Source organism: Achromobacter sp. ACM01 (assembly GCF_014851745.1).
Classification (GTDB): domain Bacteria; phylum Pseudomonadota; class Gammaproteobacteria; order Burkholderiales; family Burkholderiaceae_B; genus Achromobacter; species Achromobacter aegrifaciens.
On the sequence record NZ_JACVAF010000008.1, the window covers coordinates 68,005 to 92,105 of the forward strand.

Annotated in this window: 22 protein-coding genes; 18 read left to right on the forward strand and 4 right to left on the reverse strand. The window is 65.9% G+C overall.

Annotated elements, in window-relative coordinates:
- The first annotated feature begins 205 nt into the window (after positions 1-205).
- The 3 genes from IB268_RS27760 to IB268_RS27770 all read left to right on the forward strand — a co-directional run bounded on the left by IB268_RS27760 (position 206) and on the right by IB268_RS27770 (position 3,424).
- Positions 206-1,177: an ABC transporter substrate-binding protein gene (locus tag IB268_RS27760; RefSeq protein ID WP_054452924.1), complete on the forward strand. Its 972-nt coding sequence runs from the start codon at positions 206-208 to the stop codon at positions 1,175-1,177.
- 418 nt (positions 1,178-1,595) lie between these two features.
- Positions 1,596-2,483, forward strand: a complete 888-nt coding sequence (locus IB268_RS27765) for an ABC transporter permease (protein WP_054452922.1) — start codon at positions 1,596-1,598, stop codon at positions 2,481-2,483.
- A 146-nt stretch (positions 2,484-2,629) separates the two neighbouring features.
- The gene (locus IB268_RS27770; RefSeq protein WP_013395026.1) at positions 2,630-3,424 is read left to right on the forward strand and encodes an ABC transporter ATP-binding protein; all 795 of its coding nucleotides are present in this window, start codon (positions 2,630-2,632) and stop codon (positions 3,422-3,424) included.
- A 48-nt stretch (positions 3,425-3,472) separates the two neighbouring features.
- On the opposite strand, the gene IB268_RS27775 is transcribed toward IB268_RS27770, so the two are convergent.
- The 3 genes from IB268_RS27775 to IB268_RS27785 form a co-directional block, all read right to left on the reverse strand.
- Positions 3,473-4,720: an FAD-binding oxidoreductase gene (locus IB268_RS27775; RefSeq protein ID WP_119449994.1), complete on the reverse strand. Its 1,248-nt coding sequence runs from the start codon at positions 4,718-4,720 to the stop codon at positions 3,473-3,475.
- A gap of 96 nt (positions 4,721-4,816) precedes the next feature.
- Entirely contained in the window at positions 4,817-6,451 is a 1,635-nt protein-coding gene (locus IB268_RS27780) for an NAD(P)/FAD-dependent oxidoreductase (RefSeq protein ID WP_192355146.1), read from the reverse strand.
- On the reverse strand, positions 6,451-7,962 hold the full coding sequence (locus IB268_RS27785) for a polyamine aminopropyltransferase (protein ID WP_192355147.1): 1,512 nt from the start codon (positions 7,960-7,962) through the stop codon (positions 6,451-6,453). Before IB268_RS27785 ends, IB268_RS27780 begins: the two co-directional genes overlap by 1 nt.
- An 89-nt stretch (positions 7,963-8,051) precedes the next feature.
- Here IB268_RS27785 and IB268_RS27790 point away from each other — a divergent pair, with 89 nt between their 5' ends.
- The 8 genes from IB268_RS27790 (at position 8,052) to IB268_RS27825 (ending at position 13,767) form a co-directional block, all read left to right on the forward strand.
- Positions 8,052-8,438, forward strand: coding sequence for a DUF350 domain-containing protein (locus IB268_RS27790; RefSeq protein WP_192355177.1), 387 nt, complete (start codon positions 8,052-8,054; stop codon positions 8,436-8,438).
- Positions 8,439-8,479: 41 nt separating this feature from the next.
- Positions 8,480-9,508, forward strand: a complete 1,029-nt coding sequence (locus IB268_RS27795; RefSeq protein WP_054452912.1) for an SPFH domain-containing protein — start codon at positions 8,480-8,482, stop codon at positions 9,506-9,508.
- Between the two features lie 6 nt (positions 9,509-9,514).
- Complete coding sequence (locus IB268_RS27800; protein WP_119449992.1) at positions 9,515-10,984, forward strand: DUF4178 domain-containing protein; 1,470 nt, start codon at positions 9,515-9,517, stop codon at positions 10,982-10,984.
- Positions 10,985-10,988: 4 nt separating this feature from the next.
- Positions 10,989-11,150, forward strand: coding sequence for a hypothetical protein (locus IB268_RS27805; RefSeq protein ID WP_175163941.1), 162 nt, complete (start codon positions 10,989-10,991; stop codon positions 11,148-11,150).
- The gene (gene speD, locus IB268_RS27810) at positions 11,147-11,497 is read left to right on the forward strand and encodes an adenosylmethionine decarboxylase (RefSeq protein WP_054452908.1); all 351 of its coding nucleotides are present in this window, start codon (positions 11,147-11,149) and stop codon (positions 11,495-11,497) included. The genes IB268_RS27805 and speD overlap by 4 nt, the downstream gene beginning before the upstream one ends.
- Positions 11,498-11,615: 118 nt before the next feature.
- Positions 11,616-12,374 carry a molybdate ABC transporter substrate-binding protein gene (gene modA, locus IB268_RS27815; protein ID WP_054452906.1) on the forward strand — a complete coding sequence of 253 codons (759 nt, stop codon included), beginning with the start codon at positions 11,616-11,618 and terminating at the stop codon, positions 12,372-12,374.
- A 23-nt stretch (positions 12,375-12,397) separates the two neighbouring features.
- Positions 12,398-13,084, forward strand: a complete 687-nt coding sequence (gene modB, locus IB268_RS27820) for a molybdate ABC transporter permease subunit (protein ID WP_054452904.1) — start codon at positions 12,398-12,400, stop codon at positions 13,082-13,084.
- Positions 13,081-13,767, forward strand: coding sequence for an ATP-binding cassette domain-containing protein (locus IB268_RS27825; RefSeq protein WP_192355148.1), 687 nt, complete (start codon positions 13,081-13,083; stop codon positions 13,765-13,767). Before modB ends, IB268_RS27825 begins: the two co-directional genes overlap by 4 nt.
- Before the next feature lie 5 nt (positions 13,768-13,772).
- Here the strand turns inward: IB268_RS27825 and IB268_RS27830 are convergent, their stop codons facing one another.
- Complete coding sequence (locus tag IB268_RS27830; RefSeq protein WP_054452900.1) at positions 13,773-14,567, reverse strand: TOBE domain-containing protein; 795 nt, start codon at positions 14,565-14,567, stop codon at positions 13,773-13,775.
- 158 nt (positions 14,568-14,725) lie between these two features.
- On the opposite strand from IB268_RS27830, the gene IB268_RS27835 reads away from it, so the two are divergent.
- The 7 genes from IB268_RS27835 to pdxJ all read left to right on the forward strand — a co-directional run bounded on the left by IB268_RS27835 (position 14,726) and on the right by pdxJ (position 24,081).
- On the forward strand, positions 14,726-15,316 hold the full coding sequence (locus IB268_RS27835; RefSeq protein ID WP_054452898.1) for a DUF4136 domain-containing protein: 591 nt from the start codon (positions 14,726-14,728) through the stop codon (positions 15,314-15,316).
- 33 nt (positions 15,317-15,349) lie between these two features.
- Positions 15,350-16,543: a patatin-like phospholipase family protein gene (locus tag IB268_RS27840; RefSeq protein WP_054452896.1), complete on the forward strand. Its 1,194-nt coding sequence runs from the start codon at positions 15,350-15,352 to the stop codon at positions 16,541-16,543.
- Between the two features lie 196 nt (positions 16,544-16,739).
- A complete protein-coding gene (locus IB268_RS27845; RefSeq protein WP_054452894.1) occupies positions 16,740-17,105 on the forward strand; it encodes a winged helix-turn-helix domain-containing protein in 366 nt (121 codons plus the stop codon).
- Between the two features lie 196 nt (positions 17,106-17,301).
- The gene (locus tag IB268_RS27850) at positions 17,302-18,564 is read left to right on the forward strand and encodes an efflux RND transporter periplasmic adaptor subunit (RefSeq protein WP_054452892.1); all 1,263 of its coding nucleotides are present in this window, start codon (positions 17,302-17,304) and stop codon (positions 18,562-18,564) included.
- Between the two features lie 62 nt (positions 18,565-18,626).
- Positions 18,627-21,860 (forward strand): multidrug efflux RND transporter permease subunit, encoded by a 3,234-nt coding sequence (locus IB268_RS27855; RefSeq protein WP_054452890.1) that lies wholly within the window; start codon positions 18,627-18,629, stop codon positions 21,858-21,860.
- The gene (locus tag IB268_RS27860; RefSeq protein WP_054452888.1) at positions 21,857-23,344 is read left to right on the forward strand and encodes an efflux transporter outer membrane subunit; all 1,488 of its coding nucleotides are present in this window, start codon (positions 21,857-21,859) and stop codon (positions 23,342-23,344) included. The genes IB268_RS27855 and IB268_RS27860 overlap by 4 nt, the downstream gene beginning before the upstream one ends.
- Positions 23,341-24,081, forward strand: coding sequence for a pyridoxine 5'-phosphate synthase (gene pdxJ, locus IB268_RS27865; RefSeq protein WP_054452886.1), 741 nt, complete (start codon positions 23,341-23,343; stop codon positions 24,079-24,081). The genes IB268_RS27860 and pdxJ overlap by 4 nt, the downstream gene beginning before the upstream one ends.
- The last annotated feature ends 20 nt before the right edge of the window (positions 24,082-24,101 follow it).

Sequence of the window (24,101 nt, forward strand, 5' to 3'; positions counted from 1 at the left end):
CGATTCCGGGCTTTTCAGTATATTGACGCCGCTGCGCCCCGCTGCGGGGCATGCTGTTGCGGCATGCACCATTTCAGGGATTCCCCCGAAACGCTTTGGGTGGGCGGCAAGTTAGACTATACGGCTTTATGGCTAGTCCGGCCGGCGGGGAGCCGCCAGCGGCGCCGTAATAATGAGCAAAAACAAGGGTTCAAGGAGCTTATCTATGCTGATCGGAAAAAAACATTTTCTGACGGTTGGCGCCATGGCGCTGGCGATGGCTATCGCCGCGCCTGTGTCCGCGCAGCAGAAATCCGTGGCGGTCACCGCCATCGTCGAGCATCCGGCGCTGGACGCCGTGCGTGACGGGGTGCAGGATGCCCTCAAGCAGGCCGGCTACGAGCCGGGCAAGAACCTGAAGTGGCAATACCAGAGCGCCCAGGGCAACAACGGCACCGCCGCCCAGATCGCGCGCAAGTTCGTCGGCGACAAGCCCGACGCCATCGTCGCGATCGCCACGCCGTCGGCACAGGCCGTCGTCGCCGCTACCAAGGACGTGCCGGTGGTGTATTCCGCCGTGACCGATCCGGTCGCTGCCCAACTGGTCGCCAGCATGGACGCCTCGGGCACGAACGTGACCGGCGTGTCGGATCTGCTGGCCCTGGACAAGCAGGTCGAACTGATCAAGAAAATCGTCCCTAACGCCAAGCGCGTGGGCATCGTCTACAACCCGGGCGAGGCCAACTCGGTCGTGGTCGTGAAGAAGCTGCAGGAAATCCTGCCGAAGTCTGGCATGAGCCTGGTCGAAGCGGCAGCGCCGCGCTCGGTGGACGTGGCTTCCGCCGCCCGCAGCCTGATCGGCAAGGTCGACGTCATCTACACCAACACCGACAACAACGTCGTGTCGGCCTATGAGTCGCTGGTCAAGGTCGGCAACGACGCCAAGATCCCCCTCATCGCTTCCGACACCGACAGCGTCAAGCGCGGCGGCATCGCCGCCCTGGGCATCAACTACCGCGACCTGGGCGTGCAGACGGGCAAGGTGGTGGTGCGCATCCTGAAGGGCGAGAAGCCCGGCGCCATTCCCTCGGAAACCATCTCCAAGCTCGAGCTCTACGTGAACCCGGGCGCTGCCGCCAAGCAGGGCGTGACCCTGTCCGATGCGATCATCAAGTCGGCCGCGGTGGTTGTGAAGTAATAATCAGCCGTACCCGCCCCGCCATGCCTACCCGGCGTGAGCGGGGCTTGTTTTATGTTCTGGTGTCTTGCCTTACCCCATGGTCTTCAGGGCGGCAGCATTCACAAGATGCTCGCGGCCCGGCGCAATGTGCTGGTCTTGAATGGCCGGCGGCCCGCCTTACGGCGTTGTGCCCGCCCGGCGTTTTTGCTCCCTGAATGGTCCTGCAGACTCATGCTGGCGGCCCGGCCGTCCGGCACGGGAAGGCTTTGGCAGGAAACCGGAGAAAATCCCTCGCAGGGAAACGTTTCTTGCGAAAGCTGGGGTAAAACTGACCCCGAAACGCAAGATATCCGACGCGGCAACTCTTTAATATGCTCGTTTCTTGCCTTCGTGCAAGTTTTTAATATGCCCGCTTCTTACTGATTGGATTTGACCCATGTCATTGTTCTCGTTGTTAGGTGCGTTGGAGATCGGCCTGATCTTCAGCCTGGTGGCTCTGGGCGTGTATATCTCGTTTCGCCTGTTGCGCTTCCCGGACCTGACCGTTGACGGCAGCTTCCCGTTGGGCGGCGCGGTCTGTGCCACGCTGATCGCCTCGGGCACCGACCCGTTCATGGCTACCGTCATCGCCACCATCGCTGGCGCCGCAGCCGGGCTGGTCACGGGCTGGTTGAACGTCAAGCTCAAGATCATGGATCTGCTGGCCAGCATCCTGATGATGATCGCGTTGTACTCGGTCAACCTGCGCATCATGGGCAAGCCCAATGTCCCGCTGATCACCGAACCCACCGTATTCACCATCCTGCAGCCTGAGTGGTTGTCGGACTACGTCGCCCGCCCGTTGATCCTGATCGTGATCGTGATCCTGGCCAAACTGGCGCTGGACTGGTTCTTCGCCACGCAGACCGGCCTGGCGGTGCGCGCCACCGGTTCCAACGGCCGCATGGCCCGCGCCCAGGGCGTCAACACCGGCCGCATGATTCTGGGCGGCATGGCGCTGTCCAACGCGCTGGTCGCGCTGGCGGGCGCGCTGTTCGCGCAGACCCAGGGCGGTTCGGACATTTCGATGGGCATCGGCACCATCGTGATCGGCCTGGCCGCGGTGATCGTGGGCGAAAGCATCCTGCCGTCGCGCAAGCTGGTGCTGGCCACGCTGGCCGTCATCATCGGCGCCATTGTCTACCGCTTCTTCATCGCCCTGGCGCTGAACAGCGATTTCATCGGCCTGAAGGCGCAAGACCTGAACCTCGTCACTGCGGTGCTGGTCACGTTTGCCCTGGTCATTCCCATGCTCAAGCGCCGCCTGGTCGGCAAGAAAGGATGAGGCCCACCCCCGAAGCGCCTGCGGCGCTTCCCCCTCAAGGGGGCGCCGCGCGCGGACCGGCAAAGCCGGCTCCGCGGCGGCCCCGATCGGGCTGTATGGAATTGATGTGGCCTGTGTGCTGCGATTGCACAATGGAGTACTGAAATATGTTGTCCGCAAAAGACCTCAAAATCACGTTCAACGCGGGTACGCCCATCGAAACCCGCGCCTTGCGCGGCCTGTCGCTGGAGATCCCCTCGGGCCAGTTCGTGACCGTCATCGGCTCCAATGGCGCCGGCAAGTCCACCTTCCTGAATGCAGTGTCGGGCGACCTGCCGGTCGACTCCGGCCGCATCGACATCAATGGCGTCGACGTCACGCGCCAGCCGGTGTGGGCGCGGGCGGGCCGTGTGGCCCGCGTGTTCCAGGACCCCATGGCCGGCACCTGCGAAGACCTGACCATCGAAGAGAACATGGCGCTGGCGCAGATGCGCGGCGCGCGCCGCGGCTACAGCCGCGCGGTCAAGGCCTCCATGAAGGAGGGCTTTCGCGAGCGCCTGGCCACGCTGGGCCTGGGCCTGGAAAACCGCCTGACCGACCGCATCGGCCTGCTGTCTGGCGGTCAGCGCCAGGCGGTCAGCCTGTTGATGGCGGCCTTGCAGCCCTCGCGCATCCTGCTGCTGGACGAGCACACCGCGGCGCTGGACCCGCGCACGGCGGACTTCGTGCTGCAGCTGACCGCGCGCATCGTGGCCGAAAGCCAGCTCACCACGATGATGGTGACCCACAGCATGCGCCAGGCGCTGGACGTGGGCGACCGCACCGTCATGCTGCATCAAGGGCAGGTGGTGCTGGATGTGTCGGGCGACGAGCGCCGCGGCATGGACGTGCCGGATCTGCTGGCCATGTTCGAGCGCGTGCGCGGCGAGAAGATCTCGGACGACGCCCTGTTGCTGGGGTAAGCGCCAGGCGCCGGTTGTGTGAACCACAGCCGGCGGCTTCCTGCCGCACTAGATGAACCGACCGGGCCGGAAGGCCTCGTGGCGCGAGGCAGCGCCGCCATCACACATCAGTTCTCCCAGTATCCTGGCCGTGCCGGGCGCGGTGCTGAAGCCGATGTGCTGGTGGCCCAGCGCCAGCCACAGGCCGGGATGGCGCGGCGCTTCGCCTATCATCGGCCGGCTGTCGGGCAGCGTCGGACGCCGCCCCAGCCACGCCTCGGCGTCCAGCCGCCGGTCCAGCGGAAACGCCTCGCGGGCCCGCGCCTCCGCCAGGTCCAGCTGCAGCGGCCGGGCGGGCGCTTCGCAGGCGTCCAGTTCCACTCCCGTGGTCAGGCGCAGCCCGCGTGCCATGGGCGACAGCACGTAGCCGCCGCCGGTGTCGTAGACCGGGCGTGTCAGGCTGGCGCCGTCTGCGCCGCTGTAATGCATGTGGTAGCCGCGCTCGAACGCCATGGGCAGGTCTATGCCCGCCGTTTTCAACAGGCCCTTCGACCAGGGACCCAGCGCCACCACCAATCGATCCGCCGCTACTGACCCGGACTCCTGCGCGCCTTGCACGATCCAGCCCTGGCCCTCGCGGCGGATGGCGCTGGCGGTCAGGCGTTGGAACGCGCCGCCCGAGCGCCGGAACAGGGCGGCATAGGCCGCGACCACTTCGTGCGGGTCATCGACAGAGTAGGAGCCCTGGATCCACAGGGCGCGGTGGAAGATGGGCGCAAGCGCGGGTTCGATCTCAGCGAGTTCCGCGGGCTGCAAGACCTGGGTCGGCACCTGGTACTGGGCAAAGGTCTTGCGCGACAGTTCGCCGCTGTTCCAGCCCTGTTCCGAGCGGTACAGGAAAACCCAACCCGTATCGCGCAGCCGGTGCGCCGCGCCCGATTCGTTCAGCAGCCGCAGATGCTCGGGCGCCGAAAGCCGGATCAGGCCATCCAGCGCCTCCACGGTCTGCCTGAACACCGCCGGCCGGGCGTTGAGCAGGAAGCGGGCGGCCCAGCCCAGGTTCCGCGCCAGATAGCTCAGCTTGTAGCGGAACTGCACGGTGTCGTTCTTCAGCAGCCGCGGCAACTGCGGCCACAAGCCGGGGTGGTTGAACGGCATCAGCGAACTGCGCGCGATCACGCCGGCGTTGCCCAGCGAGGTTTCCAGGCCCGGCTCCTGCCGGTCCACCAGCGTGACGGACAGGCCGCGGCGCTGCAGTTCCAGGGCGCAGCAGACGCCCACGATACCCGCGCCTAGGACAACGACGTGCTTTCCCATGTCTTTTTATCTGAGTCCGGTCAGGAGGTGCCGTGATGCCCGGCAAGCTCGCGGAATTGTATTGCAGGCGGCCGGAGAATATGCGGTGCGCGAACTTCAGGCCTGCGGCGGCTTCTGGCCCATGATGCGTCCTGCCGCGGCCACGCCCCACCACGAGGCCTCCTCGAATACGGAATAGCCTGAAAGGTCTGAGTGCGCGAACAGCACCGGACCGTCCACGTCGCGCAGCGCGGCCAATCCCCGATTGGACAGGTAGCCGCATAGCGGCGAGGCCATGGCGTGGCCGCGCACCGTGATTTCCAGCTGGCGCGCATGGCGCCAGAACTCCTTGCCGTAGGCCGCGACCAGGTCGGACGCGGCCTCGGCCCGCAGTTCTTCCGGACTGGCGCGGGTCAGCCACTCGCGCGCGGCCCGGGGCGTCCGCCCGCTGAGCGCGTGATACGCCGTGAAGACGCAGCGCGGCGTGCGGGCCACGCGCAGCAGCTGGTGCGTGGAGACGACATAGCCCAGCGCCTTGCCCTGGTAGACGACGTTGTCCCAGGACAGCGGTTCGCCCGGGGCTTCGGCCGGGTAGCCTTCCATGACGAAGTTCGACACCATCCAGGGCGCGTGCGGCGGCGCGTGCACCGCCGGATCGTAGCCATAGGAGCGGATGTCGGGCAGGATGCGCTGGGCCACGAACAAGGGCATCGCGCACACGGCGCGGCGCGCCTGCACCGTGTAGGCGCTGGAAGACGAGGCGAGGCAGGTGACCAGCGCGCCGGCAGGCGTCTCCTGTACCCGGACCGCCGTGCCGGCGGCCAGCCAGTCGGCATTGCCGAGCTTGTTCGTGATGGCGTCGCGCATGCGCTGCATCAACGTCGACAGGCCTCCAGGCCAGGTCAGCACTGCGCCTTCGCCGGCATTTTCGGCATGGCCGTCGCGGCTGGCGAAGTAGTGCAGGCCCGCCCAGGCCGAAATCGCGTCGTACTGTGCGCCGTAGTCGTCGCGGCAGCAATAGTTCAGGTACCAGTGCAGCGCGGGCGAGGTATAGCCCTCGCGGTCCAGCCATTGCTTGAACGTAATCGCGTCCAGCGCGCGCCAGGCCGGGTCCTGCGACGACAGCGTGAGCGGAATGCTGAAGACCTTGCGGCCGTCGTTGCCGGTCTGCGTGTGCAGACGATCGATCAGCGCAAGAAATTTGCGGTGCTGCGCCAGGTCCGCTTCCGGCAGCCCGCTCATGGGCAGCAGGTTCTCTTCCCAATGGCCGCCGCGCAGCAGACGCTCCTGGGGCGAGTGCACCAGCGCGGTCTCGTCGTAGTAGGGTCGGGGGGTACTTGCGCCGCGCTCGATGATGCCGAAATCGGCCAGCATTTCGCGTATGTGCGTGGAGGCCATCGAGGGCAGCGGCAGGTAGTGCGCGCCCAAGGGGTAGTCCAGGCCGTCGCGCTGGCCGGCGGCCGCGTTGCCTTCGAGTTCGGGGCCCTGCACCACCAGGAAATCCGTGTGCCCTTCGCGCGCCAGCTTCCAGGCGCAGGACAGGCCTGCCACGCCCGAGCCCAGGATCACGACGTCGCGCTGGCGGCTGGCGGAGGGGTGCGGCCAGGCCGCTGCGTTGCGCAAGGCATGGCCTGCCTGCATGCCCGGGTAATGGATTTCTGGCGTGGTCTCGACGATGCGCGAACGGTAGTACCCGGCGGTGCCGGCGACGGCGGCCGTGGCCGCGCCCAAGAGGAAGCTGCGCCGCCGCATCAGCGGATGACCTTGCGCCAGTCCTCGTCGAAGTAGCGCACGAGCGATTGCTCGTTCAGACGGTTCGGAGGCATCGCCAGCGCGGGCATGTCGGCAGGGAAGTGGAACAGTTCGCGCGTCGTGACCGGGTCCAGGTAGCGCGTGGGCACGGTAATCGCGGCGGGCGGCTCGTAGTCGCGGCGCTTGCTGGCCAGAATGAAGCCCCAGTCGCCAAAGGACGGCACGTAGGTATGGTACGGCCAGGTGTTCAGGCCGGCTTCCTTCAAGGTGGCGTCCACGCTCCAGAATGAGCGCGGCGCGAAGTAGGGCGAGGTGGACTGCACCACCATATAGCCGTTCTCGGCCAGGTGGCGCGCCATCAGGTGATAGACCGGTACCGAGTAGAGGCGGCCCAGGCCGAAGTTGGACGGGTCCGGAAAATCCACCACGATGTAGTCATAGACCTCGGCGTGGGTTTCCAGCCAGCGGCCGGCGTCGTCATTGATCACCGTGACCCGGGGATCCTTCAGCGACCCCTGGTTCAGCTTGACCAGCGGTTCGGAGCGGGAGAACAGGCCGGTCATGGCCGGATCCAGATCCACCAGCGTCACATGTTCGATATTCTTGTACTTGAGGATTTCGCGCACCGCCAGGCCGTCGCCGCCGCCCAGCACCAGCACATTGCGCGCCCAGGGCAGGGCTTGCAGGCCGGGGTGCACCAGCGCTTCGTGATAGCGGTGCTCGTCGCGCGACGAGAACTGCAGGTTGCCGTTGATGTACAGGCGCAGGTCGTCGTGCCAGCGCGTGACCACCAGGCGCTGGTACTGCGTGGTTTCCGCGTGCACCACGTCGTCGCCGTACAGGCCTTTCTCGGCCCAGGCCGTCATGCTGCCGGAATAGATGAAGCCCATCCCCAGGAACCCGATCACCACCCCAGCACGGATGGCTTTTTCGCCGGGCCTGCGCAGTTCCGCGCGGAACAGCCAGGTGGTCCACAGCGCCACGCTGGCGTTCATGATGCCGAACAGGAAACTGGTGCGCAGCAATCCGAGCTTGGGTGCGAGCAGCAGGGGAAACACCAGCGACACGGCCAGCGCGCCCAGGTAGTCGAAGGTCAGCACGCGGCTGACGATTTCGCGGAACTCGGCCTTGCGCTGATTGAACACTCGCATCACCAGCGGAATCTCCATCCCGACCATCAGGCCGATGACGAAGACGCCGACATACAGGGCAGCGCGGAAGGGCGTGGAAAGCCAGGCGAAGACCAGGAACAGCACCGCGGCGGAGACGCCGCCCAACAGGGCGACCAGCAGCTCCACGTCGATGAAGCGATTCAAAACGTCTTCGTCTCTTACATATTTTGACAACCACGAACCTATGCCCATGGCGAAGAGATAGCAGCCGATGACGGAAGAGAACTGCAGTATCGAATCCCCCAGCAAATAGCTGGCCAGCGCGCTGCTGATGAGCTCATAGCCCAAACCGCAGGAGGCGACGATCAATACCGAAAGGATGAGAACGCGGTCGCGCATGAGGTGTCCGACACGAAAAATGCGTTCGCAGTATATCGAACGCGCCGTATATACTGCGCGCAATTAGGAGGGCGGCAATGGGAGAAGCAATGCATCCGGTGGTGACCTATCTTATCTACATGGCATCTGCGCTTGCCATGCTGGGTGTCTTCACCGTGGTCTACACGGCCGTCACGCGCTACAAGGAATTCGAGCTGATCCGCGAAGGCAATATCGCCGCCGCGCTGTCGTATGGCGGCGCGCTGGTCGGCTTCAGCTTCACCTTGTGCTCCAGCATCGCGATCCATGCCAGCTATGCCATGTTCCTGCTGTGGGGCCTGGTGGCCATGCTGGTGCAGCTGGTCGTGTACGTGGGCGTATCCCAGACCGTGCGCGGCATGAACGAGGCCATCGAAGAAAACAACATCGCCATGGGCGGGCTGATCGGCTCGATTTCCATCGCCGCGGGCATCGTCAACGCCGCCAGCCTGACCTGACGCGGCCGCGCGCCGCACTCGATCTGACAGGAGAACGACTCATGAGTCTCGGTTCATTCATCCGCAAACAGTTCATCGACATCCTGCAATGGAACGAGGACCGCGACGGCGTGCTCGCCTGGCGTCATCCCATGCAGGATTTCGAAATCCAGTACGGCGCCAGCCTGACCGTGCGCGAATCGCAGATGGCGGTGTTCGTCAACGAAGGCAAGGTGGCCGACGTGTTCGGCCCCGGCATGTACAAGCTGACCACGCAGACGCTGCCGATCCTGACCTACCTGAAGAACTGGGACAAGCTGTTCGAGTCTCCCTTCAAGTCGGATGTGATCTTCTTCAGCACGCGCCTGCAACTGGGCCGGCGCTGGGGCACGGCGCAGCCGGTGACGCTGCGCGACAGCGAATTCGGCATGGTGCGGCTGCGCGCTTTCGGCGTGTATTCCTATCAGATCTCCGATCCCGCCAAGTTCTACCGCGAGATCAGCGGCACGCGCGACGAATACACCGTCGACGACCTGGAAGCGCAACTGCGCAACATGGTGGTCGCGGCGATGACGACGGCGCTGGGCGGCTCCAAGGTGCCGTTCCTGGACATGGCCGGCAACCAGGGGCTGATGTCGCAAAGCATCGCTGAACAGCTGGCGCCGGTGTTCGACCGCTACGGCGTCAAGCTGGACAACTTCACGGTCGAGAACGTGTCGCTGCCGGAAGAGCTGCAGAAGGCGCTGGACACGCGGATCTCCATGGGCATGGCCGGCGACCTGGGCAAGTTCACCCAGTACCAGACCGCCACGGCCATACCGATGGCCGCGCAGAACGAAGGCGGCATCGCCGGCATCGGCGCGGGCCTGGCGGCCGGCGCGGCGCTGGGCCAGACCATGGCCGCGGGCTTGGCAGGCGCCCAGGGGCAGCCGCAGGCCGCGCCGCAGCCCGCCCAGCAGGCGCCCGCCGCCGCGGGCGCAGATCCGGCGCAGCGGCTGCAGCAGCTCAAGGATCTGCTGGACAAGGGCCTGATCACGGCCGCGGACTACGATTCGGCCAAGGCCGAAGTGCTGAAGAAACTCACCAGCTAAGGCTCCATGCAGCAGGTTCTGTGTCCGCAGTGCGGCGCCCCAGTCAAGTTCACGTCCGCGGCATCGGTCATGGCGGTCTGCGGCGCCTGCCGCAGCACCTTGCTGAAGGACGCCGAGTCGGTCAAGCGCATCGGCGAGGCGGCCGAGGTCCTGGAGGACTACTCGCCCTTGTGCCTGGGCGCGGCCGGCACTTATGAAGGCAAGCGCTTCGACCTGATCGGCCGCGTCCAGCTGCGCTACGACGACGGCTTCTGGAACGAGTGGTACCTGTGGTTCGAGGACGGTTCCGACGGCTGGCTGTCGGACGCGTCGGGCCAGTACGCCGTGACCCGGCGGCGCAAGGTCAAGTCTACGCAGGGCATGCCGGCGTTCGACGACATCGCGCCCGGCGATGAACTGAAGCTGGACGGCCAGCGCTTCACGGCCGCCGACGTGCGCGCCTGCCAGGCGGGCGGCACGCAAGGCGAGTTGCCCTTCGTGCCGGGCGAAGGTTGGTTGGCCAAGGTGGCCGACTACCGCTGCCTGGACGCGTTCCTGACGCTGGACTTTTCCGACGGGCCCGAGCCCGAGCTGTACATCGGCAAGGCATTCGACCTGTCCGCCATGCAGGCGGCATCGCTGCGGACCAACGAGCAGGTCGAGGAGACCGCCGGCCGTTTCCGCGGCCAGATCAAGGCGCTGGACTGCCCCAACTGCGGCGGCCCGATAAGCTTCGTGGCCGCGATGGCCACGCAAGTGGTCTGCCCCTCGTGCGCCGCCGCGGTCGACTGCTCGGGGCCCACGGCCGAAGTCATCGAAAAGGCCCGCAAGGTCAAAGCCATCAAGACCACCTTGTCGCTGGGCGCGGTGGCCAAGATCGATGGCGCGTCCTATACGCTCATCGGCCTGATGAAGTGCGCCGATCCGGATCCCGAGGAACCGTCCGACTGGATCGAATACCTGCTGTTCAATCCCGCAAAGGGTTTCATCTGGCTGGTGGAAACCGACGAGGGCTGGGAGCGGGTGCAGGTATGCGACACCTGGCCCAGCCACAACAACGCCAGCAGCGTGCGCTGGCGCTCCAAGCTTTATCAGAAGCTGTACGACTACACCTCGCGCGTGGAACTGGCCCTGGGCGCCTTCAACTGGCGCGTCAAGGTCGGCGACAGCACCAAGATCACGGATTACAAGGCCGGCAACCTCAAGCTGACCCGCGAACTGAGCGAGTCCGAATTGGGCTGGTCCGCCTCGGGGCCGGTGGCGCCGGCGCAGTTGGCTGAATGGTTCGGCGATCCCGAACTTGCCAAGCAGAAGGCCATGCCGCTCAGCGGCAAGCCCGGGGGCTATCGCAAGTTCGCCTGGACGGCCATGATCGTGCTGGCCTTCCTGAATATCGACACCATTTTCAGTGGCGGCATCGTCCCGATCCTGATCGGCGCGGCGTTCCTGTGGATTCCGGCGGCGGTGGCGGACAAATTATCTGGCAAGGACGAATAACAGGATGGGCAAGCTCTTTTACACCGTCTACGCCATCGTGGTGGTGATTTTCGCCACCGGCTTCAACACCCCCGGTGCGCGCATGTCCAGCGGCGGCTCCAGCAGCAGCTGGGGCAGCAGTTCTTCGGGCGGATCGGGCTGGTCCTCGGGCGGGTCCCACAAGTGACCCCGCACGCCACACCCGGCCGCCACGTGCTGGCGGATTTCCGCGGCGTGCCGGCGGATCGCCTGACCGACGCGCAAGCGCTGGAACGCGACCTGATCGCCGCGGCGCAGGCGGCGGGCGCGCACGTGCTGAGCGCGCACTTCCATCATTTCGGCGAGGGCGCGGGCGTGACCGGCGTGGTCCTGCTGAGCGAATCCCACATCAGCATCCACACCTGGCCCGAGCATGCGTTCGCGGCGCTGGACATCTTCATGTGCGGCGCGGCGCGGCCCGAGCTGGCGCTGGAGCACCTGCAGGCGCGGCTGGCGCCCGAGGCGGTGCACGCGACCACGGTGGCGCGCGGCTGAAGCCCGCGCCCGCCACTCCTTGATATTGCTCAATGCTCCCTTGGACAGCCAAATTGACGAGCGTTATATACCTATATATATTTCGTTACCGACTTAGCGATTTCCCCGGGAGAAGAACATGTTCCGCAAACGTCCGATCGTGGCGCTGTCCTTGGCGCTGGCCGCCGCATGGAGCGCCAACGCCACTGCCGGCGACCTGGTGGTGTCGGCCGCCGCCAGCCTGACCAACGCCTTCAAGGAGGTCGCGCAAGGCTACGAAAAAGAGCATGCCGGCACGAAGGTCATCCTGAACTTCGGCGCGTCCGACGTGCTGCTGCAGCAGATCGTCAAGGGCGCGCCGGCCGATGTGTTCGCCTCGGCGGACCAGAAGGCCATGGACAAGGCGGTCGAGGAAAAGGCCGTCAAGCCGGCCTCCCGCGTGGACTTTGCCGCCAATCAGGTGGTGCTGATCGTCCCGACGGACAGCAAGGCCAACATCACCGCGCTCAAGGACCTGACCCGCGACGACATCAAGCGCATCGCCTATGGCAACCCGGCATCGGTGCCGGTGGGCCGCTACACGCAGGGCGCGCTGGAGACGGCCGGCCTCTGGAGCGCGGTGCAGGCCAAGAGCGTGCTGGCCCAGAACGTCCGCCAGAGCCTGGACTACGTGGCGCGCGGCGAGGTCGATGCGGGCTTCGTGTTCGCGACCGACGCGGCCATCATGGCGGACAAGGTTAAGGTCGCGGTACGCGTGCCTTCGCAGACGCCGGTTACCTATCCCATCGCCGTCACCACCCGTGAAGCCGCTGCCAAGGAAGCCGAAAGCTTCGTTGCCTATGTGCTGTCTCCCGCAGGTCAGGCGATACTGTCGCGCTACGGCTTCCAGAAGCCCTGATATCCGTTGAATCGTAGGCATTGATGAGTGATCCGGTTTGGGTGCCCCTGCTGCTTTCCCTGAAAGTGGCGGGCTGGGCAACGCTGTTGGCGACCGTGGCGGGCACCGCCGCGGCTTATGGCCTGTCGCGCTGGCGCTGGCCGGGGCGCGACCTGCTGGACGCGCTGTTGACCTTGCCGCTGGTGTTGCCGCCCACGGTGCTCGGCTACTACCTGCTGGTGCTCCTGGGGCGCCGCGGCATCATCGGCGAGACGCTGGCGGGCTGGGGCATCGAACTGGTCTTCACCTGGCAGGGCGCGGTGATCGCGGCTTCGGTGGTGGCTTTTCCGCTGGTGTTCAAATCCGCCCGGGCCGCCTTCGAGAACGTTGATAGCCAACTGGAAAGCGCGGCGCGCGTGTTGGGCGTGTGCGAAGCGGGGGTCTTCTTCCGCGTCACCTTGCCGCTGGCCGCGCGCGGCATCGCCGCCGGGGTGCTGCTGGCCTTCGCGCGGGCGCTGGGCGAATTCGGCGCCACGCTGATGATCGCCGGCAACCTGCCGGGACGGACACAGACTCTGTCGGTCGCCATCTACGAGGCGGTGCAGGCGGGCGACGACGCCACGGCCAACATGCTGGTGCTGGTCACCTCGGTGACCTGCGTGGTGGTCCTGCTGCTGGCCGGCAAGCTGGTGCCCGTCAGCAGCGGCCGGCGCAACGGGAGCGCGCTATGAGCGTCAGCATCCGGGTGCGCAAGCAGATGGTGTCCGGCGACCGGCGCTTCGCGCTGGACGTCGCATTCGATTCGTCAGCCAAGCGTATAGCGCTGTTCGGCCCCTCGGGCGCGGGCAAGAGCCTGACCCTGCGCGCGGTGGCGGGCCTGCTGCGCCCTGACGCGGGCCGCATCGAGATCAACGGCCGCGTGCTGTTCGACACGGACGCCGGCGTCAACCTGCCGGCGCAATCGCGCCGGGTGGCCTACCTGTTCCAGGACTACGCCCTGTTTCCCCACCTGACAGTGGCGCAGAACATCGCTTTCGGGCTGCGCCGCGGCTGGCGCAACCCGCCCCGGCGCGAGGTCGGGCCCGAGGCGCAGCGCTGGGTGGACGCGTTCGAACTGGGTTCCATCGTGGGCAGCTATCCCAGCGAGATATCCGGCGGCCAGAAGCAGCGGGTGGCGTTGGCTCGAGCCCTCATGCTGCGGCCCGACATCCTGCTGCTGGACGAGCCCTTTTCAGCGCTGGATTCGCAGTTGCGCGGCAAGATGCGGCTGGAACTGAATGCCTTGCAGCGCCAGCTGGACGTGCCGATGCTGCTGATCACGCACGACCCGGCGGATGTGGATGCGCTGGCCGACGAGGTGTTCGAAGTGCGCGAGGGCAGGGTGCGACGCCACGATGAAGACGTGGGCGTCTGATCGGCTCAGTCCAGCACGCCCAGAATCACGCTGGAAGCCTTGAAGATCGCCACCGCGTCGGCGCCTGCGTCCAATCCCAGGTCCTGCGCGCTTTCATTGGTGACGATGGCCGCCAGCGTCATGCCGCCGTCCAGTCCGATCAGGATCTCGCTATTGACGGCGCCCGGGCGCAATGCCGTGATCTTGCCCGGCAGCTGATTACGCGCCGACAGGCGCAGGCCGGGGCCGGGCGCGCCCACGATGACGGACGACGCCTTGATCAGCGCGATGGCTTCCTTGCCGGTCGCCAGCCCCAATTCCTGCGTGCTTTCACGGGTGATGGTGGCCGTGATGGTCAGGCCCCCCGCGATGCGCAGCACGATTTCGTCATTGACGGCGCCGGCGCGGATCTGGATGACGGTGCCTAGCAGTTTGTTGCGTGCGCTGGTCTTGAGCATGAAACGCCTCATGAGATCGATGTCGCCACTGGCGTTCACGCCAGCGCGGGTCAGGTTTTCCATGAACTTGCGGTGTTCGGCTTCCAGGGCGCGGAAGGTGCCGATCAGGCCGCGCGCGCGGTCCGTCAGGCGCGTGCCGCCGCCGCCCTTGCCGCCGGCGGCCCTGATCACCAAAGGCTCGCCCGCCAGATTGTTCATGGCGTCGATGGCGTCCCATGCGCCCTTGTAGCTCATGCCCACGGCGCGCGCGGCGGCCGTGATGGATCCCGTGGCGTCGATCTGCGCCAGCAGGTCTATGCGGTTTTTTCCGCCCCAGGTCTGGGCGCCGGAGCGAAACCAAATCGAGCCGTCGAGTTCCAACATCTTTGTCGTGCCGTGGTCAGGGTATGGGATAGCTGAAAGTGTAATGGACGGGGGCTGTGCCCGTGGTTCACGGCGGACGCGATGCGAATGAGATTCTGTTGAAATTTTGCAGGCTTCGCGGCACTATGTTCAGGCATCGGGCTCACGGAGAAAACGACATGAAAGCGTTCAAATTGCTGGCTGCGGGTTCCATGACGGCGTTGTTGGCGGCCTGCGCCACTGGCCCTGACGTCAAGAGCGACTACGATCATCAGGCAAATTTCGCGCAGTACCGAACCTTCGGGTACATGACGCCGTTGGGCACCGACAAGGCCGGCTACAGCACCTTGCTGACCGAGCGCCTGAAGAACGCCACGCGCGGCCAGATGGAAATGCGCGGCTATACCTATAGCGCAGCAAATCCCGACCTGCTGGTCAACTTCAGCGCCAAGCTGCAGCAGAAGGTGCAGGTCACTCCGGCCGCGCCGCCCATGGGTCCGTACTACGGCTATCGCGCCGGCTTCTATGGCGGCTGGCCCGGCTACGGCTGGGGCGATGACGTCTACCAATATACTGAGGGCACCTTGAACATCGACCTCGTCGACGCGCGCCGCAGGCAGCTGGTGTGGGAAGGCGTGGCGGTGGGCGAGGTCCAGCCCGATGCCAGCGCCTCGCCCGAGAACACGGACAAGGTGGTAGCGCAGATCTTCTCCAAGTATCCGTTCCGCGCCGGCGTGGCTGCGCCGCAGTTGCCGGACAAAAGCAAGTAGGGCGGTCCGCCGGCCCTGCCTAGAGGAAGCCGCATGAGTACTCGCCGCAAGGCTCCGAAGCAAGACACCGGCGATACGCCGCCCTATGAAGTCGTCGCCCTGGTGCTGCAAGGCGGCGGGGCGCTGGGGGCCTACCAGGCCGGGGTGTACCAGGGGCTGCACGAAGCGGGTATCCGGCCCAACTGGATTTCCGGCATTTCCATCGGGTCGATCAACGCGGCCATCATCGCGGGGTCGCCCGAGGACGAGCGCGTGGAGCGCCTGCGCGGCTTCTGGGAAGCCATCTGCCGGCCTGCGGGTTTCGCTTCGGTACCCTGGGGCGAGACGCTCGGTCCCATGTTCGAAGGCTTGCCGTTCGGCTTTGGTTCGCCGGTCATGAACGGGCATGTGTCAGCCTTCCAGGCCTTGTTCTCGGGCCAGCCAGGCTTCTTCAAACCGCGTTTTCCGCCGCCCTACCTGGTGCATGGCAGGGGCGCGGCGTCCACCAGCTTCTACGACACCACGCCGCTGGCTGCGACCTTGCGGGAGTTCGTGGACTTCGACCTGCTCAATAGCGGGGCCGTGCGCGCCAGCTTTGGCGTGGTCAACGTGCGGACCGGCAACTTCGCCTACTTCGACAGCCTGAAGGACACGCTGCGGCCCGAGCACATCATGGCCTCGGGCGCCTTGCCGCCAGGCTTCCCTTCCGTCGAGATCGACGGCGAACACTATTGGGACGGCGGCGTCGTGTCCAACACGCCGCTGGCACAAGTGCTGACCACCGACAGCATGCGGGACACGCTGGCGTTCCAGGTCGATCTGTGGCCCGCGCGCGGCGGTCTGCCGAGCAACCTGGAGGAAGTGGCCGAGCGCCAGAAGGATATCCAGTACTCCAGCCGCACCCGCCTGGTCACGGACCAGCTGCGGCGCGTGCTCAAGCTGCGCCACGGCCTGCAACGCCTGCTGGCGAAGCTGCCGGCGGCCGAGCGCAACGCGGCGGAGTTCGCCGAGATCCGCAAGCTGTCCCATACGCCGGCCACCAACATCATCAACCTCATCTACGAGTCCAAGCACCGCGAGCGCTTTTCCAAGGACTACGAATTCGGCACCGAGGCCATGCGCGAGCACTGGGAGTCGGGCCTGGCCGACATCCGCGCGACGCTCGCCAAGCCCGGGATCCTGGCCCGTCCGACCCAGGACAGTTGTTTCGTCACTCACGATATCCATCGCAACGGCAAGCGCACCTGAGCTGGCGGGCAGGGGGGGCGAGTGCGGCACATCTGGACAAAGTCCGGACGGATTTCCTGCCGGATTGGTCTTATAGATGCCTTGCAATTTCAACGCCCACGGGTTCCAGCGGTAGGCTTTCGGGGCCAATTGCAACCTTGTTCCGGGAACCGGCCGCCACCCCGTGCGGCGCGGGCCTTCCTGGTGGAGATCCGTCGTGAATGCCCCCGCTCGCCTTGCACAGGTCGCGCCCGCCCGCGCGGCCGACACTTCTTACGCCATGGACGGCTGGTGGTCCCTGGTCTACCAGGGCTGGACACTGCTTACGCCCCATGGAGCCCGCATCGGCCTGACAGCCCTGGAGCGTACCTGCCTGCTTTGCCTGGCGGGCAATCCCGCCAGGGAATTGCGGCGCGATGAATTTATGGCGGTGCGCAAACGCACCACCATGCGCACACTGAATGTGGCGATCTGCCGCCTGCGCGGCAAGGTCCTGCTGGCCGGCGCCAGGCTGCCGCTGCATACCGTGCACGGCATGGGCTATGTGTTCCTGGGCAAGTTGCGGGAGCTTTCCGAGAGCTGATCTGTTGTATGAAATCCCCGCGCGCGTGGCATTTGAAGCACTAAAAATCAGTGATTTCCCCAATAACTGAGTTACATTACTGGGCTGATTACGTGCCTTGATGACGCATGCTTCTTATTTAACGTGGCCAATGTCGCGCTTAAATACTGCGATTACATGACGCGATTACGGTTAATTACGCTACGCGGGGGTTTCAATGCGGTTTTCGCCTAAACGTGTTTCAGGGCTGGCTTTTTCCGGCGGGGTCCTCGCACTGATATTGGCTGGTTGCGGCGAAAAGCCGCACATGAATCCAGGCATGCCCCAGGTCAGCGTCATTACGATCCAGCCGCAGCGCGCGCCCATCGTGTCCGAATTGCCCGGCCGCGTCGACGCCGTCCGGGATGCGCAGATCCGTTCGCGGGTCACCGGCATCGTCCAGAAGATCGCCTTCGAGCAAGGCGGCGACGTCAAGGAAAACCAACTGCTCTTCAAGATCGATCCGGCGCCCTACAAGGCTGCCTACGATCAGGCGACGGCGCAGCTCAAGCAGGCGCAGGCCAACCTGTTCAGCGCCAAGCTGCTGGCCGACCGTTACGCCCCGCTGGTCAAGGCCAACGCCGTCAGCAAGCAGGAATACGACAACGCCGTGGCTTCGTACCGCCAGGCCGACGCCTCCGTCGCCGCCGCCAAGGCGGCGCAGGACAATGCCGCCATCAACCTCGGCTACACCGACGTCACCTCGCCCATTACCGGCCGCATCGGCAAGCCGCTGGTCACCGAAGGCGCGCTGGTCGAGGCCACTTCGGCCACGCAGATGGCCACGGTGCAGCAGCTGGATCCGATCTACGTCGACTTCACCCAGTCCACCGCGGAACTCGCATCCTTGCGCCGCGCCTTCGCCAGCGGCCAACTGCAACAGGTCGGCAAGGATACGGCGCGCGCCACCATCGTGCTGGAAGACGGCTCCGAATACGGCCAGCCGGGCAAGCTGCTGTTCACCGGCATCACCGTGGATCCGACCACGGGCCAGGTGAACCTGCGCGCCGAAGTCCCCAACCCCGATGGCATCCTGCTGCCCGGCATGTACGTGCGCGTGCGCCTCGAGCAGGGCGTGGACGACAAGGCCCTGATGGTGCCGCAGCAAGCGCTGCAGCGTACCGCGGACGGCCTGCAAAGCCTGATGCTGGTCAAGGACAACAAGATCGAGCAGATTCCGGTCACCACCGGCGGCGCCCTCAAGAGCAACTGGATCGTCACCAGCGGCCTGAAGGCCGGCGACGTGGTCGTGGTGGAAGGATTCCAGAAGGTTCGCCCGGGCGCTCCGGTTCAGGCCAGCGAATGGAAGAACGGCACGCCCGCCCCGGGCGGCCAGGCGCCCGCGCAACCGGGCGCCAAGCCCGCGGAATCCGCCCCGCAGCCTGGCGCCAAGCCGGCCGAGCCTGCGCAGCAGGACAAGGCCGCAGGCCAGAAATCTTAAGCGGCACGCGGCGCAAGCGCCGCGTTCCTCTTTGGTGAGCATCGCTTTCAGAGTCAGCCCACATGCCGCAATTTTTTATTGATAGACCGATTTTCGCCTGGGTAGTCGCCCTGTTCATCCTGCTGGCCGGGGTGCTGGCGATCCCGAACATGCCGATTTCGCAGTACCCGGACGTAGCGCCGCCCGCGATCACGATCACGGCCACGTACCCCGGCGCGTCGGCCAACGAAGTGGCCGAGCAGGTCACCAGTATCATCGAAGACCAGCTCAACGGCGCCAAGGGCCTGATCTACTACGAGTCGGTCAGCGATTCCTACGGCACCTCGACCATCACCGCGACCTTCGCTCCTGGCACCAATCCAGACTTGGCGCAGGTGGACGTGCAGAACCGCGTGTCCAACGTGGTCGCGCAGTTGCCCACCGCCGTGCAGCAGCAGGGCCTGCAATATGAGCAGACCAGTACCGGCTTCCTGATGGTGGCGGCGGTGTCGTCCACGGACGGTTCGCTGGACCAGACGGCGCTGGCCGACTACATCACCCGCAACATCAAGAACCCGGTTTCCCGCGTGCCCGGCGTGGGCCAGTTCCAGCTGTTCGCGGCGCCGCGCGCCATGCGCGTGTGGGTCGATCCCGCCAAGCTGGTCGGGTTCAACCTGAGCATGTCGCAGGTCAACCAGGCCATCGCCCAGCAGAACGTGGTGATTTCCGGCGGCAGCATCGGCGCGCCGCCCAACCCGGATTCGCAGCGCATCACCGCCACGGTCACGGCCAACGGCCAGCTGAGCACGGTGGAGGGCTTCGGCAAGATCGTCCTGCGCGCCAACACCGACGGTTCCAAGGTGCTGCTGCGCGACGTCGCCCGCATCGAAGTCGGCGCGGACAACTACCAGTTCGGCGCCCGCCTGAACGGCAAGCCGACGGCCGCATTCGCCATCGTGCTGTCGCCCAACGCCAACGCGCTGGCCACCGCCCAGGGCGTGCGCCAGCAGATGGAAGAGCTGTCCAAGTACTTCCCGGGCAACATCACGTACTCCATTCCGTACGACACGGCGCCCTACGTCAAGGTGTCCATCGAGCAGGTGGTCCACACCCTGGCGGAAGCCATGGTGCTGGTGTTCCTGGTGATGTACCTGTTCCTGCAGAATGTCCGCTACACCCTGATCCCGGCCCTGGTGGTGCCGGTGGCCATGCTGGGGGCGTTCGCGGTGATGCTGGCGCTCGGGTTCTCCATCAACGTGCTGACCATGTTCGCCATGGTGCTGGCCATCGGGATTCTGGTGGACGACGCCATCGTGGTGGTGGAAAACGTCGAGCGGATCATGTCCACAGAGGGCTTGCCACCCAAGGAAGCCACCAAGAAAGCGATGCCGCAGATCAGCGGCGCCATCATCGGCATTACGCTGGTGCTGGTGACGGTGTTCCTGCCGCTGGCCTTCATGAGCGGTTCGGTGGGTGTGATCTACCGCCAGTTCTCGATCGCGATGGCCGTGTCGATCTTCTTCTCGGCACTGCTGGCCCTGACCTTCACCCCGGCGCTGTGCGCCACCATCCTCAAGCCGGTGCCCAAGGGCCACCACGAGGACAAGAAGGGCTTCTTCGGCTGGTTCAACCGCAAGTTCGACGCCACCACCCACAACTACCAGAACTGGGTGTCGCGCATCCTGCACAAGGGCGGCCGCATGATGCTGGCGTTCCTGCTGCTGGTCGTGCTGCTGGGCTGGCTGTACCTGCGCCTGCCTTCGTCCTTCCTGCCCGAGGAAGACCAGGGCTACGTGGTCAGCAACATCGAGCTGCCCACCGGCGCTACCGCCAACCGCACGGTCGAGGTCATCGAGCAGGTCGAGAAGTACTTCTCGGACGTGCCCGCGGTCGAGAACATCATCGCCGTGCAGGGCTACAGTTTCAACGGCAACGGCCTGAACGCCGCTATCGCCTTCGTCACGCTGAAGGACTTCAGCGAGCGCAAGTCGCGCCAGGACTCGGCGGGCGCCATTGCCTTCCATGCCTTCGAAAAGCAGCTGATGGGCATCCATGACGCGCAGGTGTTCACCTTGGTGCCACCCGCCATTTCGTCCCTGGGCAACGCGACCGGCTTCGACTTCCGCCTGCAGGATCGCGGCGCGGCGGGTTCCGCCGCCCTGGCCGCGGCCACCGGCGAACTCATGGGCCTGGTCATGAAGAGCCCCGTGCTGTCGCAGGTGCGCATCACCGGCCTGGGGCCGGGCGCGCAGCTCAGCCTGACCATCGACCGCGAGAAAGCGGCTGCGCTGGGCGTGGACTTCAACGAGGCTGCCTCGCTGATTTCCACCGCGGTCGGCTCCGCCTACCTGAGCAAGTTCCCCAACCTGGGCCGGATGCAGAACATCTGGGTGCAGGCCGACGCGCCGTACCGCATGCAGCTCAATGACGTGCTGCAGCTGAACGCCCGCAACAGCCAGGGCGGCATGGTGCCGCTGTCCACCTTCGTCAAGGCCGAGTGGAAGCAGGGTCCGGTGCAGGTGGTGCGCTACAACAGCTACGAGTCCATGCGTATCGGCGGCGACGCCGCCCCTGGTTACACCACGGGCGAGGCGATGGCCGAGATGGAGCGTCTGGTGGGCCAGTTGCCGCAGGGCTTCGGCTACGAGTGGAACGGCCTTTCCTACCAGGAACGCCAGGCCGGCAACCAGGCTCCGATCCTGATGGGCCTGTCGCTGCTGGTGGTGTTCCTGGTGCTGGCCGCCCTGTATGAAAGCTGGGCCATCCCGATTTCGGTGATGCTGGTGGTGCCGCTGGGTATGCTGGGCGCGGTGGCGTTGATCAGCGCGCTGGGCATGTCCAACGACGTGTACTTCCAGGTGGGCATGGTGACCGTGATCGGCTTGGCGGCCAAGAACGCCATTCTTATCGTGGAATTCGCCAAGGATCAGTACGCTCGCGGCATGGGGCTGTATGAATCCGCGGTGGAAGCCGCGAGGCTGCGGTTCCGTCCCATCCTGATGACGTCGCTGGCCTTCATCCTGGGCGTGGTGCCCCTGGCCATGGCGACCGGCGCAGGCGCCGCCAGCCAGCGCGCCGTGGGTCTGGGCGTGCTGGGCGGCATGTTGGCCGCCACGCCGTTCGCGGTGATTTTCGTGCCGACCTTCTTCGTGGTGGTGCTGGGCCTGTTCAAGACCCGTCCGCGCCTGTTGGGCGCTGAACTGCGCGCCTTCGAAGAAGAGCAGGCGGCCAAGAAGGCCGCAGCCGGACAGGCTGCGCCGGACGCGCCCGCGCAACACCCCGCACAACCCAACGGTGGCCAGGAGGGCAAGGAATGAAAGCCCTGAAGTTCAAACAGACCGCCTTGTCCGCTTTCGTGGCGGTGGCGTTGGCCGGCTGCTCGCTGGCGCCCGATTACAAGCGCCCCGATGCGCCGGTTTCCGGTACGTGGCCCGATCAGCCCAAGGTGCAGTATGGCGGCTACGCCAAGCCCACCTCGCTGGGCACCCAGCCGTCCACCGCGGTCATGCCGCAGGACGGCACGCCGGCGGCCAATCTGGGCTGGCGCGAGTTCTTCCGCGATCCGCGCCTGCAAAGCCTGATCGAGCTGGCGCTGGTCAACAACCGCGACCTGCGCGTGGCGGTGGAGCGCGTGGAAGAGGCTCGCGCCCAATACGGCATCCAGCGCGGCGCGCAATGGCCCAGCATCGGCGCCGGCATCCAGGGCCAGCGTCAGCATCTGCCCCAGAACATGCGGCAGCCCGGCGCGGGTTCGATCAGCAGCTCGTACCAGGCAGGCATCGGCCTGACCACCTTCGAGATCGACCTGTTCGGCCGCCTGCGCAACCTCTCCGAGGCGGCGTATCAGCAGTACCTGTCGACCGAGCAGGCGCAGAAGAGTGCGCAGATCACGCTGGTCGGCGCAGTCGCGCAGTCGTACTTCAACCTGCGCGCCGCCGAGGTCCAGCTGGACCTGACACAGCGCACCCTGGCGTCGCGCCAGGAATCCTATGACTTGGTCAAGCGGCGTTTCGACGGCGGCGTGGCTTCGGAGCTGGACCTGAACCAGGCCAAGTCGCTGCTGGATACGGCCTCGTCCGATCTGGCGCAACTGGCCCGCGCCCAGGCCCAGGCCATGAACGCGCTGGTGCTGCTGGTCGGCACGCCCTTGCCGCCGGACCTGCCGGCGCCGGCCGTGTTCGGCCGCGACCAGCTTCTGGCGACGGTGCCAGCCGGCCTGCCGTCCGATCTGCTCGAGCGCCGTCCGGACATCATGGCCGCGGAAAACCAGCTGCTGTCCGCCAACGCCAATATCGGCGCGGCGCGCGCGGCGTTCTTCCCGACCATCTCGCTGACCGGCCTGCTAGGGGTGGCCAGCCCCTCGTTGGGCGACCTGTTCAAGGGCGGCCAGGGCTATTGGAGCTTCTCGCCGTCGATCACCACGCCGCTGTTTGCCGGCGGCAGCATCCGCGAAGGGCTGAACCTGGCCAAGGCGCGCGACAATATCGCCGTGGCGCAGTACGAACAGTCCATCCAGCAGGCGTTCCGCGAAGTGTCGGACGCGCTGGCCGGCGAAGCCACCTACGGGGCGCAACTGGATGCCCAGCGCGCCCTGCAGGACGCGTCCGGCCGCACGCTGGAACTGTCGAATCTGCGTTATACCAATGGTATCGACAGCTACCTGCAGGTGCAGACCGCGCAGGTGGACTTTTTCAATGCCCAGCTCGCCCTGGTCCAGACTGGCCTGGCCGCGCTGATCAACCGCGTGGAGCTGTACAAGGCCCTGGGCGGCGGCTGGGAAGAAACAACGAAAGTGCAATGATAGAACTTGGTGTAAACATCGATCACGTTGCCACGCTGCGGCAACAGCGCCACACGACCTATCCGGACCCGGTGCTCGCCGCGCTGCGCGCGGAGGACGCCGGCGCCGATCTGATCACGCTGCATCTGCGTGAAGACCGGCGCCATATCCAGGACAAGGACGTCTACGCCATGCGTCCGCAATTGCGTACGCGCATGAACCTGGAATGCGCGGTGACGGCGGAAATGCTGGAGATCGCCTGCGCGGTCAAGCCCAGCGACGTTTGCCTGGTGCCCGAAAAGCGCACCGAACTGACGACCGAAGGCGGCCTGGAAGTCGCGGGCGCCATGGGGCCGGTGTCGGATGCGGTGGGCCTGCTGGCCGAGGCCGGCATCCGCGTGTCGCTCTTCATCGATCCGGATCCCGTGCAGATCGCGGCCGCGGCCAAGGCCGGCGCGCCGGTGATCGAATTGCACACCGGCGCCTACGCCGAAGCTGAAGGCGAGGCCGCCGAGGCCGAACTGCAGCGCTTGCGCCTGGCCGTGACCGAAGGGCTGCGCCACGGCTTGCGCGTGAACGCAGGCCACGGCCTGCATTACGGCAACGTCAAGCCGGTGGCCGCGCTGGAAGGCATTTCCGAACTCAACATCGGCCACGCCATCGTGGCGCAGGCGGTGTTCGACGGCTGGGAAAAAGCGGTGCGCGACATGAAGGCGCTGATGGTGCAGGCCCGCCTGCAAGCGCTGCGCGGGCTGTGACCGCGAGCCCGTTATCCCGT